Consider the following 18,831-nt stretch of genomic DNA (forward strand, 5'->3'; position numbering starts at 1 on the left):
CTGCATGTCTGCCCCTTAGCCACGCCGGGTCGCCGCGCGGCCACGCAGCACGGCTGCCAGCCCCAGGGTCAGCGCCACTGCCAAGCCGATGGCCAGCAGGAAGGTGAGGGCGATCCCCACAGACGTGAGCAGCGCGCCGAGGCTGAGGTAAAAGGCGATCACGCCGACACCGCCGATGGCATTACCGCGGATCATGCCGGCCATGGTGAAGCGTCCGCCTTGAACATGCGAGAACACCACCAGCGGCCAGGCGATCACCGGAATCGGCGCGAGCATGCCGCTGACCGCCGGGCCCAGCCAGTGGGCCGCGCCCGTGGTGAGCATCAGCAGCGCTGTCGCGGCGACCATGCGCAGGGGAATCTCCCACCAGCGATGCCGAATCTGCGCCAACTCCGCCGGCCGCGGTTCCCGGGCCGTGGCCCAGACCAACAGCGCGATCAGTCCCAGCGCCAGCCCGATGGACAGCGGCAAGCCACCCCAGTGGGTGAGGACATAGGACGCCACCGCATACAAGGCCAATGCCAGCAGCGCCGAATGCGCGATTGCGAAACGGCGGCTGGCGAACAGGTAGCAGGCGTAGCTGCCTTGCACCGCCGCCAACCCGCCCAAGGCGCCGGGTACTGCATTCAGGGAAAAGGCCGTGCCCTGTTCCAGGCACAGGAACAGCATGACCAGCGCCGAGGTGATCGGCATGCCGGACAGCAAACCACCGAGCAGGCCGCCCCATCGCCGTGAGGCAAGGGAGACGGCCCACATCAGCAGCGGGGTGACGATGAGTTTGAGATAGAAGAGGGTCATGGCGCGCGGCGATCCGGTTGTTCTCGTTCGACCGCAGGTCAGCGCCTGCGGCGGCGCCATTGTCGGTCATCCGTTGCGCCAGGGACACCGCTTTCACGCGGCGCGCGTCATTCCCACTCCGCTTTGCCGATGGCCAGACCATGCAGCCCGTTGTAGCTGGCGCGCTTGGGCGACTCCCAGCCTTCGAGCAGGCTGTCGTCGAGGCTGTAGATTTCTACCCCCAGCGGCCGGCAGACCGACAGCGGATCCTGGGCCTCGGGTCCCCACATCGGCAGCGACAGGTCGCCGCCCGGGCAGGTCGACAACGCGCACAGCACATCGATTTCGGCGAAGAACTCCAGATAGTCGCCTTGCTTGGCCGGGCAGGCTTTCATGAAGTACATGTCGTCATGGTTCAGGCCCGTGCACTGGAAGATGTTCAGTACATCGTGCACGTCGAACTCGGTCAGGCCATGGGGCAGCACGGCGCGGGTCAGGTTGGAATGGCAGTGATGGTGGAAATCCTCGCCGGTGAGCATCTTGTTCACGTAGGGGTCGCAGCGGGTGCCGAGCAGGTCGTGGACGCGCCCGCCGTGTTCGTCGATGCCGTAGTCGGCCAGGCTGTCGTCGGTGATGGTCACCAGCGGACGCAGGAACGGCAGGTTCGACCACAGGCGGTCGTAGGTGGTGACGTGGGCGCCTTGCAACTGGCGGGTGCGCGCTGCCCACAGGCGCTCGCGCGGATCGTGGGCGTTCCAGATGTTGAAGTCGCCGACCTGCGGGCCGACGGGGGTGGTGACGCGGAACACGTGACCGGCTGGCACTTTCCAGGACCGGCCGGTGCGAATCGGCACGTCGAACTGTTCGATCAAGGTGCGTGCATCCTGACGCTCGCGCACGCGGTCGTAGAAGGCCTTGTCCACTTGCAGGGCGGCGCCTTTGCTGACTTGGTAGGCTGCGGGGTAATCCTTGTACATGGGTAAGTCTCCGGTTTCAGGAACGGGGTGGGTGACTGAACAGGTCGAGCAGGGCGTGCTCGGAGTCGTCCAGGTAACGGGTCATGGCTTCGGCAGCGTCCAGGCGCAGGCCGTCGGCGAGCAGGTCGTGGATCTGCCGGTCACGCTCTAGCCAAGGGCTCTGGAAGTTCTTTTCATCCGGGGCCACGGCGAACACCAGGCGCATCTGCGCTGCGATGTTGGTGAAGAAGGCGTCGAGCAGCGGACTGCGCAGCAGGCCGACGATGTGCTGGTGAAAGCGCAGGCTGTGGGTGCCGAAGGCCTGCCAGTCTTCGCGCTCGCGGGCCAGCTCCGCGGCCTCGATGGCATCGAGCATGCGGTCGGACTGGTACTCGCGCAGCGGCTTGCTGCCGTGGATCGCCTGCACCTCCAAGGTGCGCCGCACCAGGAAGATGTCGCGCACCTCGGCCACCCCCAGGCGACGGACCATCACGCCTTTGTTGCGCACGTAGGTGGTCAGGCCCTCGTGGCCCAACTGGTGCAGGGCTTCGCGCACGGTATTGCGCGAGGCGTTGTAGCGACCGGTGAGGTCCGCCTCGACCAGCGCCATGCCCGACACCAGGCGCCCACCGATGATGTCCTCACGGATTTCGCAGGCCACCTGATCGGCCAGGGACAGGCGCTCGTCGGTCTTTTCCGCGGTTCGATTGCTCATGCCAGTTGCACGTCCTTGAGGAAGCGGCCCATGCGCTCGCTGCGGTTGTCGAGCAATTCGCGCGGCGCGCCGGCCTGGATGATTTCACCGCGTTCCATGAACACCACGCGGTCGGACACCTGGAAGGCGAACTTCATTTCGTGGGTGACGATGACCATGGTCATGCCTTCGCGGGCCAGGTCTTCGATGACCTTGAGCACATCGCCTACCAGTTCCGGGTCCAGCGCCGACGTTGGCTCGTCGAACAGCATCACTTGCGGGCGCATGGCCAGCGCCCGGGCGATCGCCACCCGTTGCTGCTGACCGCCGGAAAGCTGGTGCGGATATTTGCCAGCGTGCTCGCGCAGCCCCACCTTGCTCAGCAGTGACAAGCCGAAGGCGCGCAGTTCGGCGGCACTGGCGTGGCCGTGATGCTGCGGGGCGAGCATCACGTTCTCCAGCACGGTCTTGTGCGGGAACAGGTTGAAGCCTTGGAACACCATGCCGACCTGGACGATGCCTTCCATGTGCAGGCGACTGCCGAGGCTGCCACCTTCCTCATCATGGCCGCGCAGGAACGGTGCGCCGCACAGTTCGACCTGGCCGCGATCCAGGCCTTCGAGCCCGTTGAGGGTGCGGATGAGCGTCGTCTTGCCCGACCCCGACGGCCCGATGATCGATACCACTTCGCCAAAGCGGATATCCAGGTCGATGCCCTTGAGCACCTCCAGTGGCCCGTAGTGCTTGCGCGCACCGAGCACACGCATGGCGAACTCACCGCGCCGCGCGGGGCTGGCACGGGGCGCCGGTGCGGCCTGCGCCGTGTCGTCGGCGACGACCTTGGGCAAGCGCTGGGTAACGTCCAGGTAGCGCTCCAGGCGGCGCAGCAGGTAGCTGAACACCGTCACGATCAGCACGTAGTAGAAGGCCACCGCGAGCATGGTTTCCATGACCAGGAAGTTCTGCGTGTACAACTGCTGGCCGACCAGCAGGATCTCCGATAGAGAAATCACCGACACCAGCGAGGTCAGCTTGACGATGGTGATGTACTCGTTGGCCAAGGTCGGCAGCGCCACGCGCAAGGCCTGCGGAATCACGATCAGCCGTTGCACGCCGGTATAGCGGATGCCCAGCGCCTTGCCCGCTTCCAGTTGACCCTTGGCCACCGCCAGCAGGCCGCCGCGATGGATCTCGGCGATGTACGCGGCTTCGCTCAATACCAGGGCGATCAGGCCGGCAGCATAGGGGTTGGACAGCAGTACGCTGGTGCTGGGAAATACCTGGGGCAGGTTATAGACGAAGATCAGCAGCACCAGCAGCGGCAGGCTGCGGAAGAACCAGATGTACAGCGCCGCACCACGGTTCAGCGCGCGGTGGCGAGATTGCCGTGCCAGCGCCAGGACGAAACCGAACACGATGCCCAGCAACCAGGTCTCGACGCTCAACTCCACCACAGTGCCGACCGCTTTCCAGAAGTCGCCGTTGACCAGCAGGCCTGCGGCGTAATCCCAATCGAATCGCATGCTTGACGCTCCCGCTTACTGGGCTGCCGCTTGAGGGTTCTGGCCCAGGGCCTGGGCCACTTCGGCCGCGCTCGGTTCAGCGAGGTTGTAGCGGCTGAGCAAGGTCTGGTATTCGCCGCTGGCCTTCATGTCGGCGAAGCCTTGGCGCAGTTCGCCGAGCAGCGCCTCGTTGCCCTTGCGCACGGCCAGGCCGATGACCACGGGGTAGATGAGTTCGTTGGAGCTGATCAGCACGCGGCCCTTGAGCTTGTCGGCGGTAATGGCGGCCACGGCGGCGTCTTCGAACTGCACGTCCACGGCCTTGGCCAGCAGCGCCTGCGCCGCTTCCGGCGAGGTGGGGAATTCACGCGAATCGATGGCTGGCTGACCATTGGCTTCGCAGTGGCTCTTGGAAAGCGCCATCAGCTTGGGAATCCACGAGCCGCCCTTGATCGAACCAATGCGCTTGCCGCACAGGTCTTCTGGCCGCTGGGGGCGGAAGCTGTCGCTGGCACGCACCATCAGCGAAGCGCCGCTCTTGAGATACGGCAGGAAATCGACCTGGGCCGCGCGCTCGGGGGTGACGTACAGCGCCGACGCCACCACATCGAAGCGCCGCGCGTTGACCCCCATCACCAGGTTGGCGAAGCGGGTGTCCTGGAACTGGGTGGTCAGCTTGAGGTGCGCGCCGAGCAGATTCATGAACTGCGGGTCGAAGCCAGCAGGTTTGCCTTGATCGAGGTAGGTATAGGGCGGGTAGGTGAGGTCCGAACCCACGGACAGGCGATCAGGTTGCAGGGTGCCGTCGGCGGCCTGGGCGGCAGCGCTGAGGGTCAGGGCGAGGGTGAGGACGGTAGCTCGGGACATGAGGGCTGCTCCACGTGTGATTGTTCAACAATCGTTGCGGAGTAGCTAATCAATAGCCGTGCCAACTATTAAGTTACGCGCGTTGACAAGGATGATTTCGGCAGCGTGGTTGGAAGATCGCGGGCGGACGTGCACGCTTTTCGCGCATCCGTGTCACCTCGTGACACACCTGAGTGCCGGGGCCGAAGGTCAGCCCCGGTCTAATCAAGGCTTACTTGAAGTCCCACTGCATCTGCGTGGCGATACTGACGCCGCTGGAGGAGCGCACGCACACGTCCAGGTAGTCGGTGAAGCGCGGCGCAGCGGCAATGCCCTCGTCGAGCAGGCGCTGATTGTCGAACAGGTAGTTCAGGTCGGCGAAGCCGCTGTACAGGCGCAAGGCGCGCAGTACCAGCCGTGGGTTGGCCGGGCCGATGCGCGACTCGAAGCTCACCGCCAGCTCCTTGAGGTTGTCGACGTCGATCTTGCGGTAGCGCTCGCCCACCGGGTCCGCACCATTGGCCAGGGCGAAGGCACGGTCGATCTCGGCGAAGGTACAGGCCGAGTCATGGCCGGCCGAGATGTGGTACAGGTCGTGATTAAGGCGCGGCTTGAGGGTCAGGCCGATCAGTGCTTCGGCGCAGTAGTCCACCGGGATCACGTCGATCTGTTCGTCCAGCCCGCAAGTGAAGCTCTCCAGGGCGAAGCCCATGCGGAACACCCAGAAGATACTGCCAGAGGCCTGGCAGCCCAGGCTGCGGTGGCCGACCACGATCGAAGGGCGCGCCACCACCAGGGGCAGGCTGGGCAGGTCTTCGCGCATGCGTCGCTCGATCTCGGCCTTGGAGGCGGTGTAGTCCACCAATTGCTGCTCGGCCTCGGGGAATTCCCACGACTCGCTGATCGGCGACTCGCGCTCTGGCCCGCAACACATGGCGGTACCGACATGCAGGAAGCGTTTGAGGCGCCGCGAGCGGCTCATGACCTCGGCGAAGGCGAAGGTGCCTTCGACGTTGACCGGCCAGATGGTCGGGTTCTTCGAGAAGGAAGCGACGGCGGCGCAGTTGATCACGCGGTCCACCGTCATCAGACGCGGCGTTTCGCGCGCCAGCCAGGTGGTGTCGAGGAAGTCCCCGCAGATGATCTGCTCGGCGCGCAGCGCCATGCGCTCGGCCAGGCCGACGCCGTGCTGTTGCAGGTTGGCGCGCAGACGCTCCAGACCCTGTTCGGCCTCATCGGCACGCACCAGGAACATGAGCTGCGCAGCCTGGCCGCTGGCGATCAGTTGAGCGACGACCGACCCGCCCAGAAAACCGGTAGCGCCGGTGATCAGGATGCATTCGGGCAGCGTGGTAAAGGTGATGGGTTCACCGGTGGCGAGCATGTTCATAATTATCCTCAAGGGCGAGTAGGCCGCCGTTGAATGATAAGTGTGCCGTTCGGAACACGTAATGAACTAAAAGTCATCCGTACGTTCAGTAAAAAGTTACGCCCCAAGTGGAGGACAGCGTAACTGCGGCCTTCAATCCGCACTGAATACACCGCGCGGATTAACTTCAGATGAAAGAAAGTTTACAACTCACCACCCACGCTCTCGCCTGCAAGCACAATCGTGCAGACGCCACCCATCGCGACTTCAGGAGGCCGAGCAGAGGTGGCACGGAGGGGGTTGACGGGCAGGGATGCCCGTCAAGCGCTTGGGGCCATGGATGGCCCCTAAGCGCGGTACCCCCGGAGTGCCACCGGCGCGAGGGAACCCCGAAGGGGCCGTATGCGGGAGCAAGCGGTTTTTGCCCCCCTTTTTTCCAAGAAAAAAAGGGGGTCGCCGTAAAGGCGAAAAGGTGACTAAGCCTCACCACCGCCAACGGATATTCACCCAAAACCCAAAACCCAAAACCCAAACTAAGGCCTAGACCCAATCGCCTTCTCAATAGCCCCAACAAACGCCGGATCATCCGGTTTAGTCAGACTGGAAAACTGCCCAATCACCTTCCCCCGACGATCCACCACATACTTATAGAAATTCCACTTCGGCGCACTACTCTGCCTGGCCAACTCAGCAAATAACGGAATGGCATCATCCCCCCGCACCGCCTGAGTCTTGGTCATGGTAAAGGTCACGCCATAGTTGGCATAACACACCTTGGCCGTTTTCTCGCTATCAGCGTCTTCCTGTTTGAAATCATTGGAGGGCACTCCCAGCATTTCCAAACCCTGGTCATGATAGGCCTTATAGGTCGCCTCCAATCCTTCGAACTGCGGAGCGAACCCGCAATAGCTGGCCGTATTGATCACCACCAGCGGTTTGCCCGCATAGCGCTGGCAAAGATCCACCTGCCCCTTACCCCGCAATTCCGGCAGGCTACCCTGCAACAACGCTGGACAGTCGGCCGCCCAACTGGAGGCGACAGCCGCAAAAACCAGAGGCACTGTAAGCCAGCGAAGGCGCATAGTCTGTTACTCCTGCAAGACGTTTCGTTAACCTAGCAGGTTAGCGCCTAACAGACTCCCATGCCCAATTGCATGAGCGCCAGTCCCCCGCGCTGCCAGCCCCACCACGCCAACGCCAGTAACAACAGGGCTCCCGCTGCTAGCCAGCCACGCAAGCCACAGCGCCTCACGCCGCAGCCTCCTGCAGACGCGCGACCGGCCGCTCGCGCACCGGCCAATTGAGCGCCGCCGCCAGCACACTGAGCAGGATGGAAATCTGCCAGACCACGTCGTAGCTGCCCATGCGGTCGTACACCACACCCCCCATCCAGCCTCCCAGGAATGCCCCTAGTTGATGGAGCAGGAACACGATGCCACCGAGCATGGACAAGTTGCGCACCCCAAACACAGTCGCCACGGTGCCATTGGTCAGCGGCACCGTCGACAGCCACAGCAATCCCATGGCAATACCGAACAGGTAAGCGCTTAACGTAGTCACCGGCGCCAACAGGAACAACCCGATGACCACGGCCCTGAGCAGATAAAGACTGGTCAGCAGACGCGGCTTGGACAGCCGCCCGCCGAGCCAACCGGCCGTGTAGGTGCCGACGATATTGAACAGCCCGACCAGCGCCAGCACCGTAGTCCCGGTACTTGCCGGCAGATGCTGGTCGACCAGATAGGCCGGCAGATGAACGCCGATGAACACCACCTGGAACCCGCAGACGAAGAAGCCCAGCGCCAGTAGCCAGAAGCCCGAATGCGAGCAGGCCTCGCGCAGTGCCTGACCCAAGGTCTGTTCGCCATCCAGGCGAGGCAGCGGACGGTCACGCAGCATACTGACCAAGGGGACGATCAATGCCACCAGCAAACCCAGCACCAGCAGCGCCGCCGACCAGCCCAACCATTGGATCAGGCCAAGCGTGCCGGGCAGCATGACGAACTGACCGAACGATCCCGCCGCGCTGGCGATGCCCATGGCCAGGCTGCGCTGCTGAGGGGCTACCGCGCGGCCCACCACGCCGAGGATCACCGAGAACGAGGTGCCCGAAAGACCGATACCGATCAGCAGCCCAGCGCTGAGCGACAACGACCACAGCGAGTCGGCCATACCCATCAGTACCAGCCCCAGGGCATAGAGAATGCCACCGATGATCACCACGCGCGCCGCGCCCAGGCGGTCGGCCAAGGCACCGGCGAAAGGCTGGGCCAAGCCCCAGATCAGGTTCTGCAAGGCGATGGCGAAGGCAAAGACTTCACGGCCCCAGCCGAAGTCGGTGCTCATCGGCGCCAGGAACAAACCGAAACCGTGGCGTACGCCAAGCGACAGCGCCAGGATCAACGCAGCGCCAAGCAGCACCCAGCCACTGGTTCGCCAGAGGGAAGTCATTGTTGTTATCTCCAGGCATCACGAAAGGCGGGCGCCCAGGTCTAGTGCCGATTCGTCGAGGTCGTCGTGCGCCGCGCTGTGCAGCCCAACGACACAACGTGAGCGCCCTGTGTCAGCCTCAAGCGTTTATACCGACTGATCGGGGCGTGCAAGCGTTTTCTATTGGGGGTCTGGGCTCAGGCGCTGCAGGATCGGCTGGAACAATGGCCCCGGGTGTCGCGATAACGGGTCCGGCTTACCCTCCTCGACTGCCTGCCAGTAACGCCACGAAACCTTGTCGGTGCCCAGCTCGTAGTCCATTCCATCCCAGGCATCTTCGCGAAAGGCATAAAACGCCCAATGCAGGCGATAGCGATCGAGCGCCGCCAGCACGTCCTCCAGGTAAGCGCCACAGCCCGCCAAGCGGCGCATGCAGCCAAACTCGCCCACCACCAGTCGTGATACCGGCAACTCATGCTGCTGCGCCCAGCGTACGGGCTGCTGAAGGTAGTCGGCTACGCGTTGCTTGTCCCAGCGTTCGGTCCCCGCAGCGAAGGGTACGGTGCCGGGATACGCGTATGCACGATCGCCTGTGATACTCGGCGCGTACGTGGCCACGTAAGGTTCGTACATGTGCACGCTGTACAGCACCCGGCTATCTGCCAACGGCGTGGGCCAGTAGCCAAAAGCGTCGGCCGCCGCGTACCAGCCAGCGTCGACCATCACCGGCGTCTTGTCGTCCACGGTGCGGATAGCCTCCAGTAGCGTGGCCGACAACGCTGGCAGATCCCTGGCACTGCCTTGGACTTGGTCATACCAGCGCTGCATGTCAGCCAGCGGCGCATGCTCGGCCAGACCGCCGCGCTTTTCAGGGGCCGGCTCATTGACCAGATTGAATGCAGCCACCGCTGGATGATCCTTCAGCGCCTTGGCCAGATCGCGCCAAAAAGCGGCGGATTGCTCCCAGTAGCGCTTGTCCTGCCATAGACGATCGTCAAATTGGTTCTGGTTGTTCTGCGCCCAGCGCATGCCCGGCAACGACAGGGGCGCGATGACCACCTTCAGGCCCGAGCGATGCGCACGATCCAGCACCGCCACCAAGGTCTGCAGATCGGCCTGAGCCAAGCCCGCGTACTCATCAGCATCTCCCAGCAGGAAATCCCTTCCTGCGGGCTGCCACTTGTCATAGGACAATCGCACCCAGGACGCACCGTAGCCTTTCAAGGCGTCGAAATAGGCTTGATCCGGCGGCAGTCGATTGAAGCTGTTGGCGCCGTGGCGCGGTTCGTCCCAGAACGCGATCAGATCGGCGGCCAACGCCGGAAGCGGGGTCAGGGCCAGCAAGCTGGCGAGCAGTCGGTCACGCATGGCGGGTGTCCTGATGAGTCGAAGAGCACCGAGCCTAGCCTCGCTAATCACGGGAAGTATCTGCTATGCATGAAGGGCGATTCCGAACTGACGCCTCCAGACCGATCAGCCCGCCAGCGCCAAACCGACTACGACGGCCAACTCGATCAACTCCAGCAGAGCCCCAGCGGTATCGCCCGTGGTGCCGCCCAGACGCCGGCACATCTGCCGACGCAGCCCGACGAACACCAGCAGCGCCAGCAGGGCCACCCCTATCGCCGTCCAGCCACCGAGCACTACACAGACGGCCACGCTTCCCGCTAGCACTCCGCGCGCCGCACGCCTAGGCAGGTGTTCCGCCAAGGCCGCCCCCAGACCGCCAGCCCGCACATAAGGCGTGCACAGGAACAGCCCGAGCAAGGCCGTGCGCCCCAGGATCGGCGCCAGCATCAGCCAGGCACCCGCTCCCCGCTCGACCAGCACCCACAGGGCACAGAACTTGAGCAGCAGCACCAGCATCAGCGTGACCACAGCGATCGGCCCGCTGCGCGGATCCTTCATGATCTGCAAGGTGCGCTCGCGATCGCCGAAGCCGCCCAGCCAGGCGTCGGCGCTGTCGGCCAGACCATCGAGGTGCAGCGCGCCGCTGAGCAGCACCCAGAGCGCTAGCAGCAAGGCAGCCTGCAGCGGCGCCGGCGTGCTGTGCAACAACGCGCTGGCCGCCCACAGCAACACGCCGAACAACGCCCCGACTGCAGGGTAGAACAGCAGCGAACGTCCCATCTGCCGCGGCTCGGGCATGCCCGCCAGCGTCACCGGCAGGCTGCTCAAAAACTGCAAGGCAATCCAGAACGGCAGCATCACGCCCGCTCCGTCAACTGGCCGTCGGCCGCCACGTCCAGACGCCGCAACGCTCCGTGCCCGACCTCGACCTGCAGCAGCTGCTCGCGTGGCAAGCCACGCGCGCGCGCCAACAACAGGCGCATGACGCCGCCATGGGTCACCAGCAGCACCCGCTGACCCGCATATCGACGCACCAACTGCTCGACGCTGCGCTGCACGCGCTCGGCGAAATGGCTGACCGGCTCACCGCCGGGCGGGGTGCAGCCGTAGGGATCGGCCCAGAAACGCCCGAGCAGATCGGCTTCGGTCTGCATGATCTGCGCCGCGCTGCGCCCCTCCCACTCGCCGAAATGCAATTCGCGCACCCCCGCCTCCACCTGCACCGGCAGCGCCAGGCGCTCGCCCAGTTCCTCGGCGAAGCGTGCGCAGCGCTGCAAGGGCGAGCTGACCAGCACGTCCCAGGGACCACCCTGGCTCACCGCAGCACGCATCTGCGCCCAGCCCTGGGCGGTCAGGGCATCGTCCAGGCTGCCACGCAGCCCACCACCGCATTCGGTTTCGCCATGGCGCAGCAGGTCGAGGATCATGCCGGGCGATCCGCCACGGCCGCTTCGGCGAAAGTCGCCATCTGCCCGTGCAGCGCGCATGCCAGGCGCATCAGCGGCACCGCCAGCGCCGCACCGCTGCCTTCCCCCAGGCGTAGACCGAGGGCCAGCAGCGGCTGGGCCTGCAGTGCTTCGAGCACGGCGCGGTGACCTGGCTCCGCGCCCTGGTGGGCGAACAGCAGCCATGGCTGGCATTGCGGGTTGAGGCGCACGGCCAGCAGCGCGGCGACACTGCAGATGAAGCCGTCCACCAGCACCGCCACGCCCTGCTGGGCACAAGCCAGATAGGCCCCAGTCAATGCCGCGATCTCGAAGCCGCCGACGCAGGCCAAGACACGCAACGGCTCATCGCCAGACAGCGCATGCAGCGCCAGCGCGCGCTGGATCACCTCGGCTTTGTGGTGCACGCCTGCGCTGTCCAAGCCTGTACCCGGCCCGCTCAACAGGTTGGCCGCGCAGCCCAGCAAGGCGCTGGCCACGGCTGCCGCGGCCGTGGTGTTGCCGATGCCCATCTCACCACCGATGAACAACTGGGCGCCCTGCTTGGCGGCGCGCAGGGCGCTGTCGCGGCCAGCGCCTAATGCCGCCTGCAATTGCGCCTCGCTCATCGCCGGCTGGCGGGCGAAGTTGGCCGTGCCAGCGCCCAGGCGCAGGTGATGCACGCCCGGTAGGTGCAGGGTAGGATCGACAGTACCCAGGTCGATCACCTCCAGCGTCGCGCGCAGTTCGCGCGCCAGTACGCTGATCGCCGCGCCTCCCCCGACGAAGTTTCGCAGCATCTGCCCGGTCACGGCTTGTGGATAGGCGGAGATGCCCTCCTCCACCACACCATGGTCACCGGCGAAGAGGCTGATTGCCACGTGTTCCAGGCTCGGCCGCTCGCAGCCTTGCAGACCGGCCAGGGTGACCGCCAAGGTTTCCAGTTGGCCCAGCGAGCCGGCCGGCTTGGTCAATTGCTGCTGACGGGCGCGCGCCTGCTCCATGGCGTCAGGGTCGAGGGGTTGGCAGGCTTCGAGCCACCAGGAGGAAGTCATAGGGCAGGTCCTTTAAGCGTGAGAGGAAGGCCAGCGACCGTGAGCACGACACGCTCGCAGCGCTCGGCCACAGCCTGGTGCAGCCAGCCGGCCAGGTCGACGTAACGACGAGTCAGCTCGCCCATGGGCACTACGCCCAGGCCGCTTTCGTTGCTGACCAGAATCAACGTGCCCGGCAGACTGGCAAGGCCATCGAGCAGGGCGTCACGCTCCTGGGCCAGGCGCTGGGCATCGTCGAGCATCAGCAGATTGGTCAACCACAGGGTCAGGCAGTCCACCAGCAGACAGCGCCCTTCGGCCGCCTCGGCGCGCAACACCTGCGCCAGCGCCAAAGGCTCCTCGATCAGCCCCCAGTCGGCCGGGCGACGCTCGCGGTGCAGGCGCACGCGCTCGTTCATCTCGCCGTCCAGCGGCTCGCTGGTGGCGATGTAGGTGACCGGCAGGCCGCTGGCCACGGCCAGTTGTTCGGCCAGGCGACTCTTGCCCGAGCGGGCACCGCCGAGAATCAGGTTGCGCATGTCAGGCGACTCCACACAGTGCACGCAGATGCGCGGTATCCAAATGCTGTTCGACCAGGTCGGCCAAACGCTCGATGTCGCGCTCGCGCAAGGCGTGGTAGTCGACGCGCTCGACCGCCTCGAGCCCGGCCCAGCGCAGCAACGCCGCGCACGAATCGCTGCCCTCGAACAGGCCATGCAAGTAGGTCGCCATGATCTGCCCGTCGGCACTCAGGGCACCGTCGGCGCGGCCATCGGCCAGCCGTAGTGCAGGCTGCTCCAGCGCCGGGCCCTGGGTGACGCCGGCATGGATCTCGTAGCCGCTCACCGCCGCCTGTTCCAGGCTCAGCACGCCGCTGACGTTGCGCAACTGCTTGTCGGCTTCCAGCACCGTCGCGTAGTCGAACAGCCCCAGGCCCTCGCTGCTCCCGGCCGGACCTTCCAGGCCCAGCGGATCGTGCACGTGCCGGCCGAGCATCTGCAAGCCGCCACAGATGCCGATCAGCTTGCCGCCGTAGCGCAAATGACGGGCGATGGCGCGCTCCCAGCCACGCGCGCGCAACTGGGCGAGGTCGCCACGTACGCTCTTGGAGCCGGGCAGGATGATCAGGTCGGCCGGCGGAATCGGTTGGCCGGGGCCGATGAACTGCACGTCCACCTGCGGGTGCAGGCGCAACGGGTCGAAGTCGGTGTGATTGCTGATGCGCGGCAGCACCGGCACGATCACCTTGAGCAGCCGATCGCCCTTGGTCGACTGGCGTCGATCGATGCCGTCCTCGGCTTCCAAGTGCAGGTCGGTGACGTAGGGCAACACCCCCAGTACCGGCTTGCCGGTGCGCTGCTCCAACCAGTCCAGCCCCGGCTGCAACAAGGCGATGTCACCGCGAAAGCGGTTGATGACGAACCCTTTCACCCGCGCCTGCTCGCTCGGCGAAAGCAGTTCCAAGGTGCCGACCAAATGGGCGAAGACCCCGCCGCGGTTGATGTCGGCGACCAGAATCACCGGGCAGTCCACCGCCTCGGCGAAGCCCATGTTGGCGATGTCGCCGGCCCGCAGGTTGATCTCGGCCGGCGAGCCGGCACCTTCGACCATCACCACGGGATAAGCCGCGCTCAGGCGCTGGTGCGAAGCCAGTACCGCTTGCAGGGCGATGGCTTTGTAGTCGTGGTAGGCGACCGCGTTCATGCTGGTCACCGCGCGGCCATGGACGATCACCTGCGCGCCGGTATCGCTGTTGGGCTTGAGCAGCACCGGGTTCATGTCGGTGTGCGGAGCCAGGTTGCAGGCCTGGGCCTGCACCGCCTGGGCCCGGCCGATCTCGCCGCCGTCGGCGGTCACGGCGCTGTTGAGGGCCATGTTCTGTGGCTTGAAGGGCACCACGGCGACGCCCTGGCGCAGCAGCCAGCGGCACAGCGCGGTGACTAACGTGCTCTTGCCAGCATCGGAAGTGGTGCCTTGCACCATGAGGGTCGTCATGCCGATTCCTTGTGATAAGCCTGCAAGGCCTGACGCAGGCGCTGTTCGTCCGCCGCATCGGCAGGCAAGCCGAAGCGCAGCGCCGAGGGCGTCTCGAACAGGCGCACGAGAATACCGCGACGGGCGAGGAAGTCCTGCAACTGCGCGGCGCATGGATGGCGCAGGTACTGGAACAGGTCGCAACCGCCGCTGACCGGCAACGCGCAGCCCTCGAGCAGCGTGGCGAGTCGCGCGCTGGCCTGAGCACAGCGCTCGATCTGCGCCCGTTGCTGCTCGACGTCGTCCAGGCAGGCCTGGCCGACGATACGGGCCGGGCCACTGACCGTCCAAGGCCCCAACGCGTGGGCCAGTGCTTGCAGCAGCGGTGCTTCGGCCATCACGAAACCCAGCCGCACACCGGCCAGGCCGAAGAATTTGCCGAACGAGCGCAACACAATCAGCCCGGCGCGCCCGGCCTGATCGACCACGCTGAGGGCCGGCGTGTTGTCCATGAACGCTTCGTCCACCACCAGCCAACCGCCGCGCCGGGCCAGACGCGCATGCCAGTCGAGCAACTGTTCGCGCGACACGCAGCGTCCGGTCGGGTTGTTGGGGTTGACCAGCACCAGCACATCGAGGCTGTCCAGGGCGTCCTCGACCTGGGTTTCGTCGAGCTCCAGCAGGCGATGTCCGGCCTGGCGCCAGGCCTGCGGATGCTCGGCGTAACAGGGCCAGAGCACGCCGACCCGACCTCGCGGGCGCAGTGGCGGCAGCGCCTGGATCGCTGCCTGCGAACCGGCCACGGCAAGCAGTTGCGCCACGCCGTAGTAGCTGCGCGCCGCCTGCTCCAAGCCGTCCTCGACTTCAGGCAGCCGCGCCCAGGCCTGCGCCGGTACTTCAGGAATGGGGAATGACCATGGCGCGATGCCGCTGGACAGGTCGAGCCAGTCCTGACGCGCAATGCCGTATTCGCGCACCGCGCGCAACAAACGTCCACCGTGTTCAAGCATACAGCCAGGCTCCCAGGCAGATTACCAGCAACCACAGCCAGACACCGCGCTGCACCAAGCTCCAGCCACGCTCGATGGCGTCGGCGTCGGCCGCCAGCCCTTCACCCAGCCGCGCACGGTCGTGCAGCTCGCCGTGATACACCGCCGGGCCACCCAGCTCGACACCCAGGGCACCGGCGCCGGCGGCCATCACCGGGCCGGCATTGGGGCTGTCCCAGTGCGGCGCCTGGTTGCGCCAGCAGCGCAGCGCCAGACGGGTCTTGCCGAGCAGCGCGTAGGTCAGCGCCACCAGACGAGCGGGCACATAGTTCAGGGCATCGTCGATGCGCGCCGCCGCCCAGCCGAAGCGCTCGAAGCGCGCCGTGCGGTAGCCCCACATGGCATCCAAGGTATTGCTCAGGCGATACAGCACCACACCGGGCGCACCGGCCACGACGAACCAGAACAGCGCGGCGAACACCGCATCACTGCCATTTTCCAGCACCGATTCGGTGGCGGCGCGGGCCACGGCGGGAGCATCCAGTTCGGCGGTTTCACGGCTGACCAGGTAGCCCACGCGCCGCCGCGCTTCGTCCAGGTCACCCTGGCGCAGGGCCTGGGCCACTGGCAGCACGTGCTCGCCCAGGCTGCGCATGCCCAGCGCGCAGTACAATGCCAAGGCTTCCACCAGCCAGCCGATGACCGGCAGCCAGGACAGGATCAGCGCCAGCAGGGTCAGCGGCACCACCGCCAGGAACCAGGCGCTGACCCCATGGCTGCGCCACCCCCGTCCGCCGGCGTTCAGGCGCTGCTCCAAACGGGCGGCGAAGTTGCCGAAGGCCACCAATGGATGGCGTCGCTGCGGCTCGCCCAGCAGCGCGTCCAGCGCGACGCCCGCCACGGTCAGCAAGGCGATGCTCATGCCGGGGTCCCCCACTGGTTCTCGTAGAGCATCTCGCTCAGCGGGCGTTCGCGGGTCCAGTCCTCCAGTACCAGCATCGGCGCCTCGTAGAACTGCGCCACCGGGCCCAGGCACAGCACGGCCACCGGCTGGGCACCGGCCGGCATGCCCAGCAGTTCGGCCAGCGCCTGCGGGTCGAACAGCGACACCCAGCCCATGCCCAGCCCCTCGGCGCGGGCGGCCAGCCACAGGTTCTGGATGGCGCAGGCGATCGAGGCCAAGTCCATTTCCGGCAGCGTGCGACGGCCAAAGATGTGCGGCTCACGCTGATCCATCAAGGCCGCGACCAGCACTTCAGCGCACTCGCCGATGCCCTCGACCTTGAGTTTCATGAAGTCGTCGGAGCGCTCGCCGAGCGCCTCGGCGGTGAGCACTCGCTCCTGCTCGACCAGTGCCTGGATGCGCGCGCGCAGCGCGGGCTGGCTGATGCGGAGGAAACGCCACGGCTGCATCAGACCGACACTGGGTGCCTGATGCGCGGCCGCCAATAGCCGGGCGAGCAGCGTCGGCGCCACCTCGCCGCCGATGAAGTGACGCATGTCGCGACGCTCGCCAATGACGCGATAGACCGCCGCGCGCTCGGCCGCACTGAAGGCATGTGGGTTCATGGTCGCAACAGCGCCGCCGCCGCCTCTGGATTGGAAGGGAAATAGAAGTGCACGTAAGAGGCCGTCAGCCGGCCCTGTCGATAGACTGCTTCGTTGCCGCGTCCGCCGTTGGGACTCTGGCCCCGGGCGATGGGAACCAGGTCGGTGCTGGTCAGCGAGTGATGGTAGGTGTGGCCACGCAGCGCACCCTCGGGCAACTCGACCGTCTGCAGCGCCAGTGCGGCCAGGCGCTTCTGCATCACCGCTTCGCCGGGCAGCAGGCCGAGCAGCTCGGCGCGCTCGCCGGAGACGTCGGTCAAGGTCTCGAGTAGATAAAGCATGCCACCACATTCGGCGAGCAACGGCTTGCCCTGCGCATGATGGGCACGGATCGCCTGGCACATCGGCGTGTTGACCGCCAGGGCAAGGTGATGGAGCTCGGGGTAGCCACCTGGCAGATACAGACTGTCGACCATCGGCAACTGGCTATCATGCAGCGGCGAAAAGAACACCAGTTCGGCGCCCTGGTCGCGCAGTAAATCGAGGTTGGCGCCATAGAGGAAGGCGAAAGCCTCGTCGCGGGCCACGCCGATGCGCACGCCGGCCAAGCTGGCCTGCCGCCGCTGGGCTGGCGGTTCGACGAAACTCACCGGTGGTGGCAGGGCTGCATCGCAACTGGCGCCCAACGCCTCGGCAGCGGCATCCAGGCGTGCGTCCAGGTCGTTCAGCTCGCTGGCCTGGACCAGCCCCAGATGACGACTGGGCAGCTCGATGCCGCGCTCGCGGGAAAGCCCACCGTACCACCGCAGGCCTTCGGTCAGGCTGCCTTCGAGCAGCTGCGCGTGGCGCAGGCTGCCTACGCGGTTGGCCAACACGCCGGCAAACGGCAGGTCGGGCTGATAGCGCGCCAGACCCAAGGCCAGGGCGCCAAAGGTCTGGGCCATGGCAGTGCCGTCGATCACCGCCAGCACCGGCACGCCGAAATGCCGCGCCAGATCGGCGCTCGAGGGCGTGCCGTCGAACAGGCCCATCACACCTTCGATCAGGATCAGGTCGGCATCGGCAGCCGCCTCCCACAACAGGCGACGGCTTTCGGCCTCGCCGATCATCCACATGTCCAACTGGTACACCGGCGCGCCGCTGGCCCGCTCGTGGATCATAGGATCAAGAAAGTCGGGCCCGCACTTGAACACTCGAACCCGGCGTCCAAGGTTGCGATGCAGACGCGCCAGGGCGGCGGTGACGGTGGTCTTGCCCTGGCCGGAGGCAGGGGCTGCGATCAGCACCGCCGGGCATTGCCGAGTGCCTGGGGTCACAGCTCGACGCCTTTTTGCGCGCGGATTCCGGCCTGGAAGGCGTGCTTGAGCATACCCATCTCGGTGACGGTATCGGCCAGTTCGATCATTTCCGGCTTGGCGCCGCGGCCGGTGACGATGACATGCTGCATCGGTGGCCGTGCTTGAATATCGGACAGGACCTGATCCAGCTCCAGATAGCCATGCTTGAGAGCGATGTTGAGTTCATCGAGCACCACGAACTGCACGCCAGGGTCTTGCAGCAGCGCGCGTGACACCTCCCAAGCGGCTTCGGCGGCAGCGATGTCACGCTGACGGTCCTGGGTTTCCCAAGTGAAGCCCTCACCCATCACGTGATAACGCACCTGCTCGGGGAACCGCCGGAAGAACAGCTCTTCGCCGGTGCTGTTACGGCCCTTGATGAACTGCACCACACCGCACTGCATGCCGTGGCCCATGGCGCGGGCGAGCATACCGAACGCCGAGCTGCTCTTGCCCTTGCCGTTGCCGGTGAGCACCAACAGCAGGCCGCATTCGTTGGGGGAGTTGGCGATGCGTTCGTCGATCACCGCCTTCTTGCGCTGCATGCGCGCCAGGTGGCGTTCGTCGCGTTCGGGGGATTCGCTCATGTGGGTACTCCGCA

The 18,831-nt window shown here is 65.9% G+C and carries 19 protein-coding genes; all 19 read right to left on the reverse strand.

Annotation, left to right across the window (positions count from 1 at the left end; all coding sequences use genetic code 11):
* Window positions 1-15 precede the first annotated feature (15 nt).
* The gene (locus Q7C30_RS06545) at window positions 16-798 is read right to left on the reverse strand and encodes a hypothetical protein (protein WP_317871047.1); all 783 of its coding nucleotides are present in this window, start codon (window positions 796-798) and stop codon (window positions 16-18) included.
* A 107-nt stretch (window positions 799-905) separates the two neighbouring features.
* Window positions 906-1,754 (reverse strand): DUF1989 domain-containing protein, encoded by an 849-nt coding sequence (locus Q7C30_RS06550; protein ID WP_317871048.1) that lies wholly within the window; start codon window positions 1,752-1,754, stop codon window positions 906-908.
* A 16-nt stretch (window positions 1,755-1,770) separates the two neighbouring features.
* A complete protein-coding gene (locus Q7C30_RS06555) occupies window positions 1,771-2,448 on the reverse strand; it encodes a GntR family transcriptional regulator (protein WP_029615162.1) in 678 nt (225 codons plus the stop codon).
* Window positions 2,445-3,950: an amino acid ABC transporter permease/ATP-binding protein gene (locus tag Q7C30_RS06560; RefSeq protein WP_317871049.1), complete on the reverse strand. Its 1,506-nt coding sequence runs from the start codon at window positions 3,948-3,950 to the stop codon at window positions 2,445-2,447. The genes Q7C30_RS06555 and Q7C30_RS06560 overlap by 4 nt, the downstream gene beginning before the upstream one ends.
* Window positions 3,951-3,965: 15 nt before the next feature.
* Window positions 3,966-4,796 (reverse strand): ABC transporter substrate-binding protein, encoded by an 831-nt coding sequence (locus Q7C30_RS06565; RefSeq protein WP_317871050.1) that lies wholly within the window; start codon window positions 4,794-4,796, stop codon window positions 3,966-3,968.
* 211 nt (window positions 4,797-5,007) lie between these two features.
* Window positions 5,008-6,165 carry a cationic peptide resistance protein CprA gene (cprA, locus tag Q7C30_RS06570; RefSeq protein WP_317871051.1) on the reverse strand — a complete coding sequence of 386 codons (1,158 nt, stop codon included), beginning with the start codon at window positions 6,163-6,165 and terminating at the stop codon, window positions 5,008-5,010.
* Between the two features lie 512 nt (window positions 6,166-6,677).
* Complete coding sequence (locus Q7C30_RS06575; protein WP_317871052.1) at window positions 6,678-7,226, reverse strand: glutathione peroxidase; 549 nt, start codon at window positions 7,224-7,226, stop codon at window positions 6,678-6,680.
* A gap of 166 nt (window positions 7,227-7,392) precedes the next feature.
* Window positions 7,393-8,595: an MFS transporter gene (locus Q7C30_RS06580; protein WP_317871053.1), complete on the reverse strand. Its 1,203-nt coding sequence runs from the start codon at window positions 8,593-8,595 to the stop codon at window positions 7,393-7,395.
* A gap of 159 nt (window positions 8,596-8,754) precedes the next feature.
* The gene (locus Q7C30_RS06585; protein ID WP_317871054.1) at window positions 8,755-9,942 is read right to left on the reverse strand and encodes a cellulase family glycosylhydrolase; all 1,188 of its coding nucleotides are present in this window, start codon (window positions 9,940-9,942) and stop codon (window positions 8,755-8,757) included.
* A gap of 105 nt (window positions 9,943-10,047) precedes the next feature.
* On the reverse strand, window positions 10,048-10,782 hold the full coding sequence (locus Q7C30_RS06590) for an adenosylcobinamide-GDP ribazoletransferase (protein WP_317871055.1): 735 nt from the start codon (window positions 10,780-10,782) through the stop codon (window positions 10,048-10,050).
* Window positions 10,782-11,351, reverse strand: coding sequence for an alpha-ribazole phosphatase family protein (cobC, locus tag Q7C30_RS06595; RefSeq protein ID WP_317871056.1), 570 nt, complete (start codon window positions 11,349-11,351; stop codon window positions 10,782-10,784). The genes Q7C30_RS06590 and cobC overlap by 1 nt, the downstream gene beginning before the upstream one ends.
* Window positions 11,348-12,403 (reverse strand): nicotinate-nucleotide--dimethylbenzimidazole phosphoribosyltransferase, encoded by a 1,056-nt coding sequence (gene cobT, locus Q7C30_RS06600; RefSeq protein WP_317871057.1) that lies wholly within the window; start codon window positions 12,401-12,403, stop codon window positions 11,348-11,350. The genes cobC and cobT overlap by 4 nt, the downstream gene beginning before the upstream one ends.
* Window positions 12,400-12,921: a bifunctional adenosylcobinamide kinase/adenosylcobinamide-phosphate guanylyltransferase gene (gene cobU, locus Q7C30_RS06605; RefSeq protein ID WP_029611855.1), complete on the reverse strand. Its 522-nt coding sequence runs from the start codon at window positions 12,919-12,921 to the stop codon at window positions 12,400-12,402. The genes cobT and cobU overlap by 4 nt, the downstream gene beginning before the upstream one ends.
* Before the next feature lies 1 nt (window position 12,922).
* The gene (locus Q7C30_RS06610) at window positions 12,923-14,377 is read right to left on the reverse strand and encodes a cobyric acid synthase (RefSeq protein WP_317871058.1); all 1,455 of its coding nucleotides are present in this window, start codon (window positions 14,375-14,377) and stop codon (window positions 12,923-12,925) included.
* On the reverse strand, window positions 14,374-15,366 hold the full coding sequence (cobD, locus tag Q7C30_RS06615; RefSeq protein ID WP_317871059.1) for a threonine-phosphate decarboxylase CobD: 993 nt from the start codon (window positions 15,364-15,366) through the stop codon (window positions 14,374-14,376). Before cobD ends, Q7C30_RS06610 begins: the two co-directional genes overlap by 4 nt.
* Window positions 15,359-16,267 (reverse strand): adenosylcobinamide-phosphate synthase CbiB, encoded by a 909-nt coding sequence (cbiB, locus tag Q7C30_RS06620; protein WP_295485933.1) that lies wholly within the window; start codon window positions 16,265-16,267, stop codon window positions 15,359-15,361. Before cbiB ends, cobD begins: the two co-directional genes overlap by 8 nt.
* Window positions 16,264-16,914 (reverse strand): 5,6-dimethylbenzimidazole synthase, encoded by a 651-nt coding sequence (gene bluB / locus Q7C30_RS06625; RefSeq protein ID WP_317871060.1) that lies wholly within the window; start codon window positions 16,912-16,914, stop codon window positions 16,264-16,266. Before bluB ends, cbiB begins: the two co-directional genes overlap by 4 nt.
* The gene (locus Q7C30_RS06630; protein ID WP_317871061.1) at window positions 16,911-18,209 is read right to left on the reverse strand and encodes a cobyrinate a,c-diamide synthase; all 1,299 of its coding nucleotides are present in this window, start codon (window positions 18,207-18,209) and stop codon (window positions 16,911-16,913) included. Before Q7C30_RS06630 ends, bluB begins: the two co-directional genes overlap by 4 nt.
* Complete coding sequence (cobO, locus tag Q7C30_RS06635) at window positions 18,206-18,817, reverse strand: cob(I)yrinic acid a,c-diamide adenosyltransferase (RefSeq protein ID WP_029611860.1); 612 nt, start codon at window positions 18,815-18,817, stop codon at window positions 18,206-18,208. The genes Q7C30_RS06630 and cobO overlap by 4 nt, the downstream gene beginning before the upstream one ends.
* Between the last annotated feature and the right edge of the window lie 14 nt (window positions 18,818-18,831).

The sequence above is a fragment of the Pseudomonas sp. RAC1 genome, assembly GCF_030658255.1.
GTDB lineage: Bacteria > Pseudomonadota > Gammaproteobacteria > Pseudomonadales > Pseudomonadaceae > Aquipseudomonas > Aquipseudomonas boreofloridensis.

Excerpts from the sequence above, each read along its gene's own strand:
- Q7C30_RS06545 (WP_317871047.1), bottom strand. The coding sequence starts at position 798 with ATGACCCTCTTCTATCTCAAACTCATCGTCACCCCGCTGCTGATGTGG.
- Q7C30_RS06550 (WP_317871048.1), bottom strand. The coding sequence starts at position 1,754 with ATGTACAAGGATTACCCCGCAGCCTACCAAGTCAGCAAAGGCGCCGCC.
- Q7C30_RS06555 (WP_029615162.1), bottom strand. The coding sequence starts at position 2,448 with ATGAGCAATCGAACCGCGGAAAAGACCGACGAGCGCCTGTCCCTGGCC.
- Q7C30_RS06560 (WP_317871049.1), bottom strand. The coding sequence starts at position 3,950 with ATGCGATTCGATTGGGATTACGCCGCAGGCCTGCTGGTCAACGGCGAC.
- Q7C30_RS06565 (WP_317871050.1), bottom strand. The coding sequence starts at position 4,796 with ATGTCCCGAGCTACCGTCCTCACCCTCGCCCTGACCCTCAGCGCTGCC.
- cprA (WP_317871051.1), bottom strand. The coding sequence starts at position 6,165 with ATGAACATGCTCGCCACCGGTGAACCCATCACCTTTACCACGCTGCCC.
- Q7C30_RS06575 (WP_317871052.1), bottom strand. The coding sequence starts at position 7,226 with ATGCGCCTTCGCTGGCTTACAGTGCCTCTGGTTTTTGCGGCTGTCGCC.
- Q7C30_RS06580 (WP_317871053.1), bottom strand. The coding sequence starts at position 8,595 with ATGACTTCCCTCTGGCGAACCAGTGGCTGGGTGCTGCTTGGCGCTGCG.
- Q7C30_RS06585 (WP_317871054.1), bottom strand. The coding sequence starts at position 9,942 with ATGCGTGACCGACTGCTCGCCAGCTTGCTGGCCCTGACCCCGCTTCCG.
- Q7C30_RS06590 (WP_317871055.1), bottom strand. The coding sequence starts at position 10,782 with ATGCTGCCGTTCTGGATTGCCTTGCAGTTTTTGAGCAGCCTGCCGGTG.
- cobC (WP_317871056.1), bottom strand. The coding sequence starts at position 11,351 with ATGATCCTCGACCTGCTGCGCCATGGCGAAACCGAATGCGGTGGTGGG.
- cobT (WP_317871057.1), bottom strand. The coding sequence starts at position 12,403 with ATGACTTCCTCCTGGTGGCTCGAAGCCTGCCAACCCCTCGACCCTGAC.
- cobU (WP_029611855.1), bottom strand. The coding sequence starts at position 12,921 with ATGCGCAACCTGATTCTCGGCGGTGCCCGCTCGGGCAAGAGTCGCCTG.
- Q7C30_RS06610 (WP_317871058.1), bottom strand. The coding sequence starts at position 14,377 with ATGACGACCCTCATGGTGCAAGGCACCACTTCCGATGCTGGCAAGAGC.
- cobD (WP_317871059.1), bottom strand. The coding sequence starts at position 15,366 with ATGCTTGAACACGGTGGACGTTTGTTGCGCGCGGTGCGCGAATACGGC.
- cbiB (WP_295485933.1), bottom strand. The coding sequence starts at position 16,267 with ATGAGCATCGCCTTGCTGACCGTGGCGGGCGTCGCGCTGGACGCGCTG.
- bluB (WP_317871060.1), bottom strand. The coding sequence starts at position 16,914 with ATGAACCCACATGCCTTCAGTGCGGCCGAGCGCGCGGCGGTCTATCGC.
- cobO (WP_029611860.1), bottom strand. The coding sequence starts at position 18,817 with ATGAGCGAATCCCCCGAACGCGACGAACGCCACCTGGCGCGCATGCAG.